14 protein-coding genes are annotated in these 15,679 nt (G+C 73.2%); 11 read left to right on the top strand and 3 right to left on the bottom strand.

What is annotated here, in order from left to right:
* Nucleotides 1-49: 49 nt before the first annotated feature.
* Nucleotides 50-730 carry an alpha/beta fold hydrolase gene (locus ACFT2C_RS27580; RefSeq protein ID WP_377210296.1) on the bottom strand — a complete coding sequence of 227 codons (681 nt, stop codon included), beginning with the start codon at nt 728-730 and terminating at the stop codon, nt 50-52.
* A gap of 194 nt (nt 731-924) precedes the next feature.
* Between ACFT2C_RS27580 and ACFT2C_RS27575 the strand changes: the two genes are divergently transcribed.
* From ACFT2C_RS27575 to ACFT2C_RS27560, 4 genes are all read left to right on the top strand, one after another.
* Entirely contained in the window at nt 925-1,497 is a 573-nt protein-coding gene (locus tag ACFT2C_RS27575; RefSeq protein ID WP_377210295.1) for a dihydrofolate reductase family protein, read from the top strand.
* 77 nt (nt 1,498-1,574) lie between these two features.
* Nucleotides 1,575-2,531, top strand: a complete 957-nt coding sequence (locus ACFT2C_RS27570) for a helix-turn-helix transcriptional regulator (protein WP_377210294.1) — start codon at nt 1,575-1,577, stop codon at nt 2,529-2,531.
* Between the two features lie 83 nt (nt 2,532-2,614).
* The gene (locus ACFT2C_RS27565) at nt 2,615-3,013 is read left to right on the top strand and encodes a DUF5808 domain-containing protein (RefSeq protein ID WP_377210293.1); all 399 of its coding nucleotides are present in this window, start codon (nt 2,615-2,617) and stop codon (nt 3,011-3,013) included.
* Between the two features lie 86 nt (nt 3,014-3,099).
* On the top strand, nt 3,100-4,410 hold the full coding sequence (locus tag ACFT2C_RS27560; RefSeq protein WP_377210292.1) for an FAD-binding oxidoreductase: 1,311 nt from the start codon (nt 3,100-3,102) through the stop codon (nt 4,408-4,410).
* 22 nt (nt 4,411-4,432) lie between these two features.
* Here the strand turns inward: ACFT2C_RS27560 and ACFT2C_RS27555 are convergent, their stop codons facing one another.
* Nucleotides 4,433-5,104 (bottom strand): ANTAR domain-containing protein, encoded by a 672-nt coding sequence (locus ACFT2C_RS27555; protein ID WP_377210291.1) that lies wholly within the window; start codon nt 5,102-5,104, stop codon nt 4,433-4,435.
* A 270-nt stretch (nt 5,105-5,374) separates the two neighbouring features.
* On the opposite strand from ACFT2C_RS27555, the gene ACFT2C_RS27550 reads away from it, so the two are divergent.
* The 6 genes from ACFT2C_RS27550 to ACFT2C_RS27525 all read left to right on the top strand — a co-directional run bounded on the left by ACFT2C_RS27550 (nt 5,375) and on the right by ACFT2C_RS27525 (nt 12,777).
* Nucleotides 5,375-6,400 (top strand): LacI family DNA-binding transcriptional regulator, encoded by a 1,026-nt coding sequence (locus ACFT2C_RS27550; RefSeq protein ID WP_377210290.1) that lies wholly within the window; start codon nt 5,375-5,377, stop codon nt 6,398-6,400.
* Nucleotides 6,397-7,407 carry a 2-hydroxyacid dehydrogenase gene (locus ACFT2C_RS27545; protein ID WP_377210289.1) on the top strand — a complete coding sequence of 337 codons (1,011 nt, stop codon included), beginning with the start codon at nt 6,397-6,399 and terminating at the stop codon, nt 7,405-7,407. The genes ACFT2C_RS27550 and ACFT2C_RS27545 overlap by 4 nt, the downstream gene beginning before the upstream one ends.
* Nucleotides 7,404-8,621, top strand: a complete 1,218-nt coding sequence (manD, locus tag ACFT2C_RS27540) for a D-mannonate dehydratase ManD (RefSeq protein WP_377210288.1) — start codon at nt 7,404-7,406, stop codon at nt 8,619-8,621. Before ACFT2C_RS27545 ends, manD begins: the two co-directional genes overlap by 4 nt.
* Before the next feature lie 44 nt (nt 8,622-8,665).
* Nucleotides 8,666-10,168: a mannitol dehydrogenase family protein gene (locus ACFT2C_RS27535; protein ID WP_377210287.1), complete on the top strand. Its 1,503-nt coding sequence runs from the start codon at nt 8,666-8,668 to the stop codon at nt 10,166-10,168.
* A gap of 132 nt (nt 10,169-10,300) precedes the next feature.
* Nucleotides 10,301-11,737, top strand: coding sequence for an MFS transporter (locus tag ACFT2C_RS27530; protein WP_377210286.1), 1,437 nt, complete (start codon nt 10,301-10,303; stop codon nt 11,735-11,737).
* On the top strand, nt 11,734-12,777 hold the full coding sequence (locus ACFT2C_RS27525) for a zinc-binding dehydrogenase (protein WP_377210285.1): 1,044 nt from the start codon (nt 11,734-11,736) through the stop codon (nt 12,775-12,777). The genes ACFT2C_RS27530 and ACFT2C_RS27525 overlap by 4 nt, the downstream gene beginning before the upstream one ends.
* Before the next feature lie 59 nt (nt 12,778-12,836).
* On the opposite strand, the gene ACFT2C_RS27520 is transcribed toward ACFT2C_RS27525, so the two are convergent.
* Complete coding sequence (locus tag ACFT2C_RS27520; protein WP_377210284.1) at nt 12,837-14,501, bottom strand: thiamine pyrophosphate-binding protein; 1,665 nt, start codon at nt 14,499-14,501, stop codon at nt 12,837-12,839.
* 313 nt (nt 14,502-14,814) lie between these two features.
* On the opposite strand from ACFT2C_RS27520, the gene ACFT2C_RS27515 reads away from it, so the two are divergent.
* On the top strand, nt 14,815-15,588 hold the full coding sequence (locus ACFT2C_RS27515; RefSeq protein WP_377210283.1) for a hypothetical protein: 774 nt from the start codon (nt 14,815-14,817) through the stop codon (nt 15,586-15,588).
* Nucleotides 15,589-15,679: the final 91 nt, after the last annotated feature.

The raw sequence follows: 15,679 nt of genomic DNA, 5'->3' as shown, positions 1-15,679 counted from the left end.
GCTTGTCCGAGTCTCCCTGGCGATACCTAGGGAGACTCGGACAAGCGCTCTACTTCGCGGAAGAAGCCAGCACCCTGGCCAGCTCCGCTGGGCGGGTGAACATGGGCCAGTGGCCCGAGTCGAGGTCGACCAGGTCGAGGTGCTTGGCGCGGGCGAGCTCCGGCACGTCGCCGGCGTCGATCCACTGCTGCGCCTGGGCGGGCGTGAACTCGGGGCACACGACGGTGACGGGCAGGTCGAACCGGCGCTCGTCGGTCAGCTGCACCACGGCCCGGGCGACTCCCTCGGGCACCGGGACGGCCCGGGCCGAGAAGGCCTCCTTCAACGCATCGGAGAAGTCGGCGGAGTCCGGCCCCTCGAACGGCTCCCAGCCGGGGAACTGCATGACGCCGTCGGTGATCTCGAACAGGTCGGCGTAGAGCTTGCCGTCGTCCCACGGGAAGCCGCCGATCAGCACCACCCCGGCCACCTGATCGGGGCGCGCGTCAGCGGCGAGCCAGGCCAGCGTGCAGGCGGCCGAGTGTCCTACGACCAGCGGCTTGCCGGACGCCCCGTCGATCGCGGCGAGCACCGCCGCGACCTGGTCGTCGAGCGTGGCCGACGTCGACCCGTCGCCCTGGCCGGGAAGGGCGATCGGCACCGCGTGGTGGCCGAGCGCCTCCAGCTCGGGCACGACGTCGTCCCAGGCGGACGCGTCGAGCCAGAGGCCTCCGATGAGCAGGATGTCCATGATCTCTCTCCAGTGGTGAGTGCGGCCGGCGAGTGCGGCCGGATGCCGGTGACTCCCACGCTAGGACCAGTTCCGGACGTTCCGCTTCCGGATCAACTTTCCGGGGCGCGCCCGATGAGTTTTCCGGGACACTCTCGTCTGTCCCCATAGAACGCCGCGCCGTGCGGCCACCGCCACCTCAAGGAGAAACTCGCATGGGCACCATCGTCGCCACGCACTTCGTCTCGCTCGACGGCAAGGTTGACCCGACCGGCGGTGACCCCGAGCTGCACGACACGGCGTGGACCTTCAAGACCGTCGAGCCCGCTCCCGAGGCCTACGAGCTCAAGGGGCGCGAGCAGGAGGAGGCCGGCGGCCTGCTGCTCGGCCGGGTCAGCTACCAGATGTTCGCGCCCGTCTGGCCCGACATGGCCGAGTTCACGCGGTACAACACGCTGCCCAAGTACGTGGTCTCCACCACGCTCACCGACGACGACCTGACCGACAGCTGGGGCGAGACCACGATCCTGCGCTCGCTGGACGACGTCGCCAAGCTCAAGGAGTCCGACGTCGGCGAGCTCCAGGTGCACGGCAGCGTGTCCCTCACCCGGGCGCTCGCGGACGCCGGGCTGATCGACGCCTACCACCTGCTCGTCTTCCCGGTCCTCCTGGGCCAGGGCAAGCCGCTGTTCAGCGACGCCGACAAGGCCGCGCAGAAGCTCCGGCTGGTCGAGCACGAGGCGTACAGGAACGGCGTCCAGAAGCAGATCTTCGAGGTCGTGCGCTGAGCGGTCGTGCGCCGGGCGCGGGCACGATTCCGGACGTTCCGCTTCCGGATCGCCCGGGCGCGCCGTAGCCTGACTCGGTGCCGTCCGAGACCAGTCCCACCGCCCGCGCCCTGCGCGCCCTGGAGGTCCTGCAGACCCGGCCCGGCACGACGGCGAACGAGCTCGCCGACCGCCTGGGCGTCACGGAACGGGCGGCCCGCCGGTACGTCGAGATCCTGCGCGAGGCCGGGATCCCCGTCTCGTCGGCCCGCGGCCCGCACGGCGGCTACCGGCTCGGCCGCGGGACGCGCCTCCCGCCCGTCAGCTTCACGCAGACCGAGGCGCTCGGCCTGGTCATGGCGGTGCTCGACAGCCAGACCGCCGCCGACGGCGACGACCTCGTCGACACCGCGCTCGGCAAGGTGATCCGGGCGCTGCCCGAGGACGTCGGCCGACAGGCGGCCGCGCTGCGCGAGCACGCCTCCGCCGCGCCGGACCGGTACGCGGCCCGCCCGGACACCGCCGTCACCAGCGACCTGGTCGCCGCCATCGCCGCCCGACGGCGCGTGCTGGTCACCTACCGGGGCGAGTCCGGCAGCGAGTGGGTCGCCGAGGTGGACCCGTGGGCCGTCGTCGTGCGCTACGGGCGGTGGTACCTCCTGTGCCACTCCCACCGCGCGGACGCGGTCCGCACATACCGCGTCGACCGGGTGCGCGCGGTCGAGCAGAGCGACCGCGGGTTCGAGCCACCCGCCGGGCTCGACCCCGTCGCGACACTCGAGGAGCACCTGGGCACCGGCTGGCGGTTCACCACGCGCGTTGTCTTCGACGCCCCGCTCGCCGACGTCGCCCCCTGGGTCGGCGCGCAGATGGGACGGCTCGAGGCGGCGGACGACGGGTGCGTGCTCGTCGGCAGCACCCGGAACCCGCAGATGTACGCGCAGGAGTGGCTGGCGGGCGTCCCGTTCGGCTTCCGGGTGGAGGGCGGACCCGAGCTCCGGGCGGCGGTCGGGGCGCTCGCGGAACGGCTGGCGGCGGCGGTGCGGGAGCCCTGAGGGCGGTTGCCCGGGCCGCCGGGCGGCAGATGCACCAAGATGGACGCAAGGGGGCTGAGTCCGAGAGCACCGGAGGCGTCGAGATGACCCGCAAGAAGCAGACCGACCACGTCGGGCACGCAGGCAACGCCGAGAGGTCGAAGCACCACGGTTCGAAGCACGACAGCTCGAAGCACGACGGCTCGAAGCAGCACGGCCCCAAGCGTGGCGGCTTGAAGAGGCTGATCATGCTCGTCACGCTCGCCCTGACGGCCGCGGCGGTGGTGAAGGAGCTGCGCACGCCGGAGGCCGAGCGGACGTGGCACGGCAAGGTCGCCTCGGTCGTCCCGTACGAGTTCCGATTCCCGACGCTCCAGCGGGCCCGCGAGCGGATGTGGGACCCGGAGGCGGAGCACGTCATCGGGCCGCGGGTGTTCGGCGTCGGGTGGACTGTGAACGTGGGCAAGCTGGTGGCCCTGGTGCGCGAGAAGGTAGCCACCTGACGCGCGCGCCGATGAGTCCTGCCCCGTCGGCCGGTCTCTTGTAGGCCAGGGTCCGCACGAGACCCCGGACGAGAGGGAGCGAGCGCATGGACATGATCGAAGGCTCAGCGGTGTCAGGCCTCGACGTCCGGCACCCGGGCGACGCCGGGTTCGACGAGGCGCGCACGGTATGGAACGCGATGGTGGACCACCGGCCGGCCCTGGTGGTGCGCTGCCGGTCGGCGGCCGACGTCGTGTCGGCGCTGGCCCTGGCGCGGCGCCAGGGCCTGGAGGTCGGCGTCCGGTGCGGCGGCCACAGCGTCGTCGGCCACGGCGTCCCCGAGGGCGGGCTGATGGTCGACCTCACGCCGATGGGCGCCGTCCGGGTGGACCCGGAGCGCAAGCGCGCGTGGGTGCAGGGCGGGGCCCTGCTGGGCGCGCTCGACGCGGCCACGCAGCCGCACGGCCTGGCCACGACGGCGGGCAACGTGTCGCACACCGGCGTGGGCGGGCTCACCCTGGGCGGCGGGATGGGCTGGCTGGCCCGCCAGTACGGGCTGGCCTGCGACAACGTCGTCTCCTACGAGGTGGTGACGGCGGCCGGCGACGTGCTCCGCGCCTCGGCCGACGAGCGGCCCGAGCTGTTCTGGGCGCTGCGCGGCGGGGGCGGGAACTTCGGTGTGGTGACCGAGTTCGAGTTCCGGCTGCACGACGTCGGCACCCGCGCGCTCAGCGTCGAGCTCGACTTCCCCGTCGGCGACGCCGCGCCGGCCGTCGCGCGGTGGCGGGACCTCAGCGCGCTGGCGCCCCGGGCGGCGACGTACACCGCAGGCGTGCACGACGGCGTGGTGGCGCTCGGCTTCGTGTGGGTCGGCGACCCGGGGGAGGGGCGGGCGCACGCTGCCGGGCTCGAGTCGCTGGGCGCACCGCTGGACCGCCGGATCGAGGAGCTGTCCTACCTGGACCTGCAGACCCGCGAGGACAGCGAGCGCGGCCACGCCGTGCGCCGCTACTGGAAGGGCCACTACGTCCGCGAGCTGCCGCCGGCCGCGATCGAGGCGCTGCTCGCCACCGAGCCCGGCGCCCGGGCGAGCCTCCAGGCCTACGGCGGCGCCATCGCCGACGTGCCCGGCGACGAGGCGGCGTTCAGCCAGCGGGACACCCGCTTCGAGTACGTGGTGGCCACCGGCTGGACCGACCCGGACGAGGACACGGCCCGGATGGCGGCGGCGCGGGCGAGCGCGGCCCGGCTCGAGCCCTTCGCCAGCGGCGTCTACGTCAACGTGCTCGGCGACGACGGCGCCGACGGGGTGCGGCGGGCGTACCCGCCCGCGAAGCTGGCCCGGCTCGCCGCGGTCAAGGCCGCCTACGACCCGGACAACGTCTTCCACCTGAACCAGAACATCCCGCCCGCTTGATGGGCCCGGACCGCCGGATCCGTCAGGTGCCGGGGTCCTCTCCAGGTCGGGGCATGTCGCCCGTGACCAGGGCGCGCAGGATGGTTTCGGCCACCTCGCGTTGCGACACGTTGCGGTTGCGGGAGGCGGACTCGAGGATTCGTCTCGCCTCGAGATCGCTGCAGTCGTTGGCGTACATGATGGCCCCGACCGCACGCTCGGTCGTGCTCAGATCGGACATCTGGTGGTACAGGCCCACCGTAGCGTCCTCGAACTCAGCGAGCTTCAGCTGCAGCTGCACCATGGAGGCTGCGATCTGCACGTAGCTGGCAGCCGCTGTGACGAGCTCTCGGGTCCACGGGTCCGGCGAACGGGAGTACAGGTTCAGAGCGACGGCGATGCTCGCGTTGACGGAGGCGGGAACCGCCAGCGCGGAGACGAAGCCCTCACGGAGCGACTGGTCGCGCCAGGCTTCCCACCTCTCGCTGTCGGCGATCACCGGCACGACCTGAAGCGTCCGACTTTCGATGGCCTCGACACACGGTCCGTCGTCGGCGAGGGACTCGGCGCGATCGCACCGTCCAGCGGCGCTGGTGCTGCTGCCTGCGCGCACCGCGAACCCGCGCTCACCCAGGATGATGCTGGCCTCGAGCCTGGAACCCAGCACTGTGGCGGCACGGTGGGCCAGCTCGTGCGGGAAGGCCGAGATGTGCATCGCGTCGTTCCGATCTGGTGGACTCCGGTGCTCCTGCGCTCCGGAACGCTTGCACGGCTGTCCGTTCTCGGGCTGACGGCCCGTGCGACCTCTTTCAGACTACGCGCGGACCGGCTGATGCGTTCGGTGGGTCAGGACAAGCGGGTGCGGTTCGCCCGCAGGATCTCCTCCTGGTAGGGGGCCACGCACTCTTGCGCAAGGCTTGACAAGTTTGCACAACTTGCCGCAAGGTGTGGTTCGTCGTCGTCGCCAACCGAAGGACGGACCACCGTGGCTCCCACCCTCACCGAGGTCGCGCAGCGCGCCGGAGTGTCGCTGTCGACAGCGTCGCGCGCGTTCAGCGAACCTGACCGCATCGCGCAGGACACCCTGGACCGGGTGGTGCGCGCCGCGGCCGAGATCGGCTACGTGGCGTCGTCGCCGCGCCGCCAGCGCTCCGGTACCCAGCCCACGCGGGCGACGACCGTCGCGATGCTCGTCCCGGACCTCGCCAACCCGGTCATCGCCAGCTTCGTCAAGGCGGCCCAGGCGCACGGCTGGTACCGGCGTCAGATCCTCGTCCTGACCGACGCCGACAACAGCCCCGACCGCGAGCGGGAGATCCTGGGCGAGCTGCACGGCCGCGTCGACGGCTTCATCGCGTGCTCCCCCCGCCTGCCCGCCCACGACATCGTCGAGCTGTGCGGCGACGCGCCCCTCGTGCTGGTCAACCGCGACTCCGACGAGGTCCCGAGCGTGCTCGCCGACGCGGAGCACGGGCTGAGCCAGGCGGTCGAGTACCTGCGCGTGCTGGGCCACGAGCGCATCGCGTACGTGCAGGGCAACCGGCTGTCCTGGTCGAACGAGCACCGCGTGGCGGCGGTCCGCCGGCTGGCGGGGGAGAACGACGTCGACCTGGAGGTGCTCGGCTGGCACGCCGAGACGATCGCCGGCGGGAACGCCGCGGCGGCGAGCGTCGTCGCGACCGGTGCCACCGCCGTCATCGCGCACAACGACCTGGTCGCCCTGGGGATCATCGAGGGCGCCGCCCAGCTCGGGCTCGCCGTCCCCGACGACCTCAGCGTCGTGGGCATCGACGACACGACGATGGCGCAGGTCGCCACGCCGCAGCTCACCAGCATCCAGGTCCCGATGTCGCGGGCCGGCGTGATCAGCATCGACCTGCTGCACGGGCTGCTCACCCCGGAGCCCGGCGACGCCGAGGCGCCGCGCACCGTGCACCTGCCCACCCAGCTCGTGGTCCGGCAGTCGACGGCGCCCGCCCCCGGCTGGGACCCGCGAGGGGCGCGGCGATGACCGGCCCGCTGAACGTCGTCGTCACCGACGCGAACCTGCTCCCGCTGCGCTCCGAGCTCGCCGCCCGGCTGCCGCACGGCACCCGCCTGTCGTGGGCGGTCGGCGCGTCCGGCGCGGGGCTCGACGCCGCGCTGGCGGACGCGCACGTGCTCGTCGGCCCCGAGCTGACGCCCGCGATGGCCCAGGCGGCGCCGCACCTGCGGCTCGTCCAGGTCGCCGGGGCCGGGACCGACAAGGTGAACCTCGCCGCGCTGCGTCCCGGCGTCGTCGTCGCCAACACCTTCCACCATGAGCGGTCCATCGCCGAGTACGTGGTCTGGGCCGCCATCGACCTGCGCCGCGAGCTGCACCAGGCGGACGCCGCCCTGCGCGCCGGACGCTGGCGGTCCTCCGTGCACGACCGCCGCCTGCCGCAGACCGAGACGCTCGAGGCGGCCCGCGTCGGGTTCGTCGGGTTCGGCCACATCGGCGCCGCGGCTTGGCGGGTGCTGTCCGCCTTCGGCGCTACCGGCTGCGCCGTCACCGGCAGCGGCCGACTCGACGCGGCCTCCGCGGGACTCACGTGGGCTGGGGGCGGCGAGGACCTGCCGCGGCTGCTCGCCGAGTCCGACGTCGTCGTGGTGTGCGCGCCGCTGACCGAGGCGACGCGCGGCATGATCGGCGCGCCCGAGCTCGCGCTGCTCGGCGCCGACGGCGTGCTGGTGAACGTCGCCCGCGGGCCGGTCGTCCAGGAACAGTCCTTGTACGAGGCGCTCGCGGAGGGCCGGATCCGTGGCGCCGCGCTCGACGTCTGGTACTCCTACCCGGGCCCCGACGGCACCGCCCAGCCGTCCGCCTACCCGTTCGAGACGCTCGACAACGTGCTCATGACGCCGCACCTGTCCGGCGTCACGCGGCAGACGTTCCTGGGCCGGTTGGCCGACGTCGCCGACAACGTCACCGCGCTCGCAGAGGGTCGCCCGCTCCAGCGTGTCGTCGCGCCGCGTGCGCAGGAGGTCTCCGCATGAGCGACCGCATCGTCGCCGCCGACGTCATCGTGACCAGCCCCGGCCGCAACTACGTCACCCTCAAGGTCACCACCGCGGACGGCGTCGTGGGCTACGGCGACGCCACCCTCAACGGCCGCGAGCTCGCCGTCGCGTCCTACCTGCGCGACCACCTCGCCCCGCTGCTCGTGGGCCGCGACCCCGCGCGCATCGAGGACACGTGGCAGCTCCTGTACCGCGGCGCGTACTGGCGGCGCGGCCCGGTCACCATGGCCGCGATCGGCGCGGTCGACGTCGCCCTGTGGGACGTCAAGGGCAAGACGCTCGGCCAGCCCGTCTACCAGCTGCTCGGCGGGGCGGTGCGCGACCGCGTGCTGACCTACACCCACGCCTCCGCGTGGGAGGTCCCGGCGCTGCTCGACGCCGTCGACGCGCGCCTTGCCCAGGGCTTCCGGGCCGTACGGGCGCAGTCCGGCGTGCCCGGCCTGGAGACCGTGTACGGCGTGCACCGCGACGTCGCGTCCTACGAGCCCGCCGCGCGCGGCTCCGCGCTGGTCGAGGAGAGCTGGGACACGAGCGCCTACCTGCGGCACGCGCCCGAGGCGCTCGCCGCGGTCCGCGAGCACGTCGGTGCAGGCGTTCACCTGCTGCACGACGCTCACCACCGGCTCACGCCGCAGCAGGCGGCGCGGCTCGGCAAGGCGCTCGAACCCGTCGACCTGTTCTGGCTCGAGGACGTCACTCCCGCGGAGAACCAGGACGTCCTGCGGCTCGTCCGGCAGCACACGACGACGCCGCTGGCGATCGGCGAGGCGTTCACCACCGTCTTCGACGTGCACCACCTGATCACCGAGCAGCTCATCGACTTCGTGCGCTGCGCCGTCGTGCACGCCGGCGGGATCAGCCACCTGCGCAAGATCCTCGCCATGGCCGAGGTCTACCAGGTGCGCGGGGCGCCGCACGGGCCGTCGGACGTGTCGCCGGTGTCGTTCGGCGCGAGCGTCCACGTCGGCCTGGCGACCCACAACTTCGCGATCCAGGAGTACATGGGCTACCCCGAGCCGGTGCACGACGTGTTCCCCCACTCCTGGAGCTACGCCGACGGGTACCTGCACCCCGGAGACGCGCCCGGCGTGGGCGTCGCGCTCGACGAGAAGCTCGCCGCGAAGTTCCCCTACGAGAGCGCCTACCTCCCTGTCGCGCGGCAGCTCGACGGCACCCTCACGGACTGGTGACGCCCGTGACCTCTGTGCCCACTTCTGTGCCTGTCTCTGTGCCTGTGACCGACGTCCCCGCGGGGACCGCGCTCAGCCGCACCGCGCCCGTCGCCGGCCTCCTGGTCGCCCCCGAGGCGCCCGGCGGCACCGGCATCGTCCACCTCGGGCTCGGCAACTTCCACCGCGCGCACCAGGCCGTCTACACGGCGCTCGCGCAGCGCGCGGACCCGGGGGACTGGGGGATCCTGGGCGTCGCGAGCCGCTCGCGCCGCGTCGTCGACGCCCTGCGGGCGCAGGACCACCTGTACTCGGTGCTGCAGATCGCGCCTGAGGGCAGCGCCGTCTCCGTCCCCGGCGTGCACACCGGCACCCTGGTCGCCAGCGAGGACCCGGCCGCCGTCGTCGCGGCGCTCGCCGCGCCGGCCACCCGGGTCGTCACCCTCACGGTCACCGAGCACGGGTACCGCTTCTCCCCGCGCACGGGCCGCCTCGACCTGGACGACGCCGACGTCGCACACGACCTGAGCGCACGCGGCCGGCAGGCGCCGGTCACCACGATCGGCCAGGTCGCCCGGGCGCTCGAACGGCGGGCGCTCGGGCACGGCGCCCCGGTGACCGTGCTGTCCTGCGACAACCTGCAGTCCAACGGCACGACGACGCGCGGCCTGGTGCTCGACTTCCTCGCCGCGTCGGGGGCCGGGCAGGACGTGCTCGACTGGGTCTCGACGTCGGTGACGTTTCCCAACTCGATGGTGGACCGCATAGTGCCGGCCACGAGCGACCGGTACGCCGCCGAGGTGCGCCGGACGACCGGCCTGGTCGACGCCGCACCGGTGCCCGCCGAGCCGTTCACCATGTGGGTGCTGGAGGACCGGTTCGCGGCCGGCCGGCCCACCTGGCAGCACGGGGGAGCGGTGTTCTCCGACGAGGTCGAGGCGTACGAGCTGGTCAAGCTGCGCCTGCTCAACGGCACGCACTCGCTCATCGCCTACCTGGGCGCCCTGGACGGCCGCGCGACGATCCCCGACGCCCGCGCGCAGGAGTTCGTCGAACGGGCCGCCCGTGCGGTGATCGCCGACGAGTACCTGCCGAGCATCGCGCTCCCGCGCGGGTTCGACGTCGAGGCGTACGTCGAGCAGCTCTTCGGACGCTGGTCGAACTCCGCGCTCGGGCACCGGACCAGCCAGGTCGGTTCCGACGGCTCCGTGAAGCTGCGGCAGCGGGTCCCCGCACCCGCGCTGCGGATGCTGGCGTCCGGCCGGATGCCGCACCACCTGGCGCTGACGGTCGCCGCGTGGCTGTGCTGCGTCGCGCCCGTCGACGGGTTCGACCCCGGTCCGCATGCGGCGGCCATGACGGACCTGGCGCGCGAGCGGCTCGCCGAGCTGTCCCGCACCAGCGCCGGGACCGAGGCGTTCGTGACCGCTGTCCTGGTGCACGACCGGCTGCTCGGCGACGAGATCGCCGCGCACCCCGAGTTCGCCGCCAGGGTCGCCGAGCTGATCCGCATCCTCGTCACCCACGGCCCCGCCACCGCCACGAGGGAGGTCGATCTGTGGGCGTGATCGTTGCGCCTAAAGCTGGCATGTAGTCGCAACGATCACGCTCACAACCAGTCTGCAGATGGCGTACGACCCGTCGAGGTCGACACAACGACGTGCTGCTCCCGCCGGGAGCGACGACCGGAGGTACCAACGATGGACCACACCACCGCGGCGACGCCGCCGCACGACCTGCCCGCGACCGCCGAGGCCGTCGAGTCCGGCGAGACCGGCGCGGCCGCCCAGGGCGCGACCCGACCCGCCGAGGTGCGCCGGGCCGCGATGGCCGGCCTCGTCGGCACGGCCCTGGAGAACTACGACTTCGTGCTCTACGGCACGGCATCGGCGCTCGTGTTCAGCACCCTGTTCTTCCCGAACGTCTCGCCGGCCGCCGGCATCCTCGCGAGCTTCGGCGCCTACGCCGTCGGCTTCTGCGCCCGGCCCCTGGGCGGGCTGTTCTTCTCGCGCTACGGCGACCGGCTCGGCCGCAAGTGGGTGCTGGTCTCCACGCTCCTGCTCATGGGGCTGTCCACCCTGGCCATCGGCCTGCTGCCGACCTATGACCAGGCCGGGGTCCTCGCGCCGATCCTGCTCGTGCTGTGCCGGTTCGGCCAGGGCTTCGGCGCCGGCGCCGAGCAGTCCGGCGGTGCGACGCTGCTCACCGAGGCCGCGCCGCGCGGCAGGCGCGGACGGCTCGCGTCCCTGGTCATGGTCGGCGCGGCTGCGGGCACGGTGCTCGGCGCCGGGGCGTGGTCCCTGGTGCAGCTCCTGCCGGAGGACCAGCTGATGAGCTGGGGGTGGCGCGCCGTCTTCATGTCCAGCATCCTCGTGACGCTCGCGGCCTACTTCTTCCGGCGCAAGCTCTCGGAGACTGCGGTGTTCACCGAGGCCAAGGAGAAGAAGGCCACCGCCGGCGCTCCGGTGCGCGAAGTGTTCCGCAACGGCAAGCGCCTGCTGGCGATCGTCACGTTCATGACCGTCGGGCTCAGCGTCCAGTCGTACACCTACCAGGTCTTCATGGCGTCCTACCTCAAGGACACCGTGCGGATCGACGCCGGTACCGTGCCCCAGATCCTGCTGGTGGGCGCGATCTTCGGCGGCATCGCGGCCTGGCTGCTGGGCGCGCTGTCGGACCGGTTCGGCCGCCGCGGCGTCTTCCTGGTCGTGGCCGGGATCCTGCTGGTGCTCCCGTACCCCACGTTCCTGGCCCTGAACACGGGCGGCCTCGGCTGGATCTACCTCGCGATGATCGTGGGCTTCATGCTCGCCTGCCAGGGCGGTGTCGCGATCACCATGAGCTACTTCCCCGAGCTGTTCGGCAGCCGCTACCGCTACGCGGGCGTCACGCTGGGCCGCGAGTTCGCGGCCGTGCTCGGCGGAGGGTTCGCCCCGCTGATCGCCGCCTCGCTCGTCACCGCGTTCTCGGGCTCGTGGGTCCCGGTCGCCGTGTACATGTCCTTCGCGATGCTGCTGGCGTTCGTCGCGGCGCTGCTGGCGCCCGAGACCCGCAACCGCGACCTCACCGTGCCCGAGAACGCCACCCACCGGGCATTCGGCCGCCCCGCCGTGGTGCCCGCCCGAGGAGACCGATGAGCAGCCTGCCGGACGCCGTCACCGCCGTCGTCGCGCACGGCGCGGGAGACCTGCGGGTCGAGACGCATCCCCTGCCGACGCCCGCGCCGGACGAGGCACTGGTGCGCATCGCCTACGGCGGGATCTGCGGCTCGGACCTGCACTACTGGCGGCACGGGTCAGCGGGCGAGTCGGTGCTGCGCGCACCGATGCGCCTCGGGCACGAGGTCTCCGGCACGGTCGTCGTGCCTGCGGCCGACGGCGGTGGCCCCGCGGCGGGCACGGACGTCGCGGTGCACCCGGCGACCCGGGGCACCGCGCCGGGGCGCTACCCGCCGGAGCGGCCGAACATCTCGCCCGGCGCCTCCTACCTGGGCAGCGCGGCGCACGTGCCGCACACCGACGGCGCGTTCGCGTCCCACGTCGCGATCCCCGTCCGGCTGCTCCGTGTGCTGCCCCAGGGCCTCGACCTGCGGACCGCGGCGCTGGCCGAGCCGGCCGGCGTCGCCTGGCACGCCGTCGAGCGGGCCGGCGACGTCACCGGCCGGACGGCGCTCGTGATCGGCTCCGGGCCGATCGGGGCGCTCGCCGTCGCGGTGCTCAAGCACCATGGCGCGGGCCGGGTGATCGCCGTCGACCTCCACGAGCACGCCCTCGCCACGGCGCGCGCCCTGGGCGCCGACGAGACGCTAGCCGCCACGGACGCCGAGGGCATCGCGGCCGTCGAGGCGGATGTGGTTCTGGAGTGCTCGGGATCGTCGCCAGGACTGGAGTCGGCGGTCCGCGGGGCGGTGCGCGGTGGCGCGGTAGTGCTCGTCGGGCTCATGCCGAGCGGCCCGCAGCCCGCGCTGCTGTCCCTCGTCGTCACGCGCGAGCTGAACCTGATCGGCTCGTTCCGGTTCAACGACGAGGTCGACGCCGTGCTGGCGGCCATGGCCGACGGGTCGCTGGACGTGGGGGCAGTCGTGAGTCACGAGTACCCCGTCGGCCGCACGCTGGACGCGTTCGAGGCGGCGGCCGACGCGTCGTCCTCGGCGAAGGTGCTGCTGACGTTCGGCTGACGACCGGCCGATGGGCCGGGTGGGCGCCCGACTGACCGGCGGGCGGGCGCCGAGGGGCATCAGCGGGTGCGGTTCGCCCGCAGGATCTCCTCCTGGTACGGCGCGACGACGTCGCCCGAGACCCGGCAGTCGAGCAGCAGGAACCGGCGTCCGGCGACGGGCTCGGCGTCCCACGTCGCGACCCGGTCGAGGTCGGCGAGCGAGCGCACGACCACGCCCTCGGCCCCGACCGCCGCGGCCAGGGCCGCGAAGTCCGTCTCGGGGATGAGCATCGGCTCCTTCGCGATGCCCTGCCGTCCGTAGACGTGTACCTCGGCGCCGTAGGCGGCGTCGTTCCACACCACAGCGATGCCGCGCCCCCGGGCGGTGCGCACGGCGGTCTCGAGGTCGGCCAGCGCCATGAGCGCGCCGCCGTCGCCGGTCGTGAGCACGACGGCGGCGCCCGGGCGGGCCGCGGCGGCGCCCGCGACGCTCGGGAAGCCGAGCCCGATGGACTGGAAGGCGGTGCCGACCATCACCATCCGGTCGGGGGAGTCGACGGGCCAGTACATGTTGGCCCAGCCGATGAAGTGCCCGCCGTCCGAGACGACCACCCGGTCGGCGGGCAGAAGGCCGGCCAGCCGGTGCGCGACGCTGCGCGGGTCGAGGCGCCCGTCGGGGGCGACGCCGTCCGCGGGGCCGGTCTCGTAGACGCGGGCCGCGGCGACGTCCACGGTCTCGCGCCACCCGGACGGTTTGGCGCCCAGGTCGTGCAGCTCGTCCATGAGGGCGCGGGCCACGAGCGCGGCGTCGCCCCGGACGAAGCCGCCGACGTGGCGGTGCGTCGCCGCGGGCGCGATGTCCACCTGCACGACGCGCGTGCGCGGCGCGAACAGGTCGCCGAAGCGCATGGTGAACTGGTTGAGCGACGCGCCGAGCACGACGGCGACGTCGGCCTCGCGCACCAGCTCCATCGCGCCGGCGGCGCCGAAGCCGCCGGCGACCCCGAGGTCGTACCGGCCGTCGGGGAAGACGCCGCGGCCCAGCGCCGTCGTCGTGGTCAGCGCGCCGGTGGCCTCCGCGAGCTCGCCGAGCGCAGCGCCCGCGCCGGCGAGCCACGCGCCGCGGCCCGCGAGCAGCAGGGGCCGCTCGGCGTCGGCGAGGTGCCGGGCGAGGTCGGCGATGGCCGCGGCGTCGAACGGCCCGGCGGGGGCCAGCGGTGCGGGCAGCGTGGGCTGCGGGGCGTCCGGGATGGGCCCGGCCTCCAGTGCGGCGACGTCGTAGGGGATCGCCAGCACGACGGGCACGCGATAGGTCAGGGAGTGTTCGATGGCGATGACGCTGGTGGCGGCGGCGTCCGCGCGCCCGACCGTGTAGGTGCGGGCGCCGACGGCGGCCGCCAGCGCGATCTGGTCCACGTCCCAGGGGCGCGGGCCCGACGTCGGCTCGTCGCCGGTCAACAGCACCAGCGGCACCCGGGCCGCGGCGGCCTCGGCGAGCGCGGTGAGCGTGTTGGTGAAGCCGGCGCCGTAGGTGGCGGTCGCGGCGGCGATGCGGCCCGACGCGCGGAAGTGGGCGTCCGCGGCGACCACGCCGCCGGCCTCGTGCCGGACGGCGGTGAAGCGGGCGGTCGTCGCGCGCGTGAGGTCGTCGAGGAACCAGGCGTTGCCGTTGCCCATGACGCCGAAGACGTGGTCGATGTGGCGGGCGACGGTACGGGCGACGTGTGCGGACACTGTGGGCACGGGGCCTCCAGGGGAACAGTGACGGATGAGTGGTGCGGTCCGTATGTGTCCCGTGCGGGCCAGGCTCCCGGCCCGTCGCGCGCCCCTTTTTCGAGCGCAGGCGGCGTCCGCCTTGACGTTCTGAAGTATAGCGACGGCCAACGGCGCGGAAGCGCTTCGACGAGTCGGCGCACAACCATGGACATTTCGAAATGGCGACCTCATGATTGGTTTCACCCGTTATTTCATCGGATCTTTTCGGGCCAATGGCGGCCCGATGGACCATGCAGAAGGGACTGCGATGCCTCAAAGACGAACGGCATCCCTCAGACGTTTGATCACTGGAACCGTCGCCGCGTTGTGCCTTGCCGTGGTGCCGGCCCTGGCCACGGCCGCGCCGGCCCAAGCCGCGAGCACCTGCTCCAGCGGCGGCAACATCGCGATGGGCAAGTACTACGTCGTCAACAACCTCTGGGGCAGCGGGTCCGGCTCCGGCTGGCAGTGCGTGTGGGACAACTGGCAGTCCGGCGACACCATCGGGTGGGGCACCACCTGGGACTGGAGCGGGCAGTCGAACTCGGTGAAGAGCTACTCCAGCGCCGTCCTCGGCTGGCACTGGGGCTGGCAGCGTCCCGGCACGGAGCTCCCGATCCGGGTCGGCGACAACCGCAGCGTCCCGACCACCTGGAACTACAGCGTGACCGGGTCGGGCACGATGAACGTCGCCTATGACCTGTGGCTGCACACCCAGTCGAACCCCAGCGGATCGAACAACCCCAGCGACGAGATCATGATCTGGCCCTACAAGTCGGGCGGGGCGGGGCCGGCCGGCACCTACCAGACCACTGTCAACCTCGGCGGCGGCAGCTGGGACCTGTACCGCGGCTGGATCGACGCGGGCAACGGCGTCGGATGGAACGTGTTCTCGTTCGTCCGCACGTCGAACACCACCTCGGTGAACCTCAACCTGCGGGACTTCACCAACAACCTCGTGAACCGAGGGTGGCTGAGCAGCAACAAGTACCTCAGCAGCGTCCAGGCGGGTACCGAGGTCTTCATCGGCAGCGGCAGGCTGGACACCGAGAGCTACTGGGTAGACGTCCAGTAGCGACCCGCCCCCGCAGGGCCGCGAAGTAGAGCGCTTGTCCGAGTCTCCCTGGCACTCCAGGGAGACTCGGACAAGCCTGTCTCTTATACAC

The organism is Promicromonospora sp. NPDC057138 (genome assembly GCF_042670845.1).
Lineage (GTDB): Bacteria > Actinomycetota > Actinomycetes > Actinomycetales > Cellulomonadaceae > Promicromonospora.
Note: the sequence above shows the minus strand (reverse complement) of the source record. Positions and strands in the feature narration are given on the sequence as shown.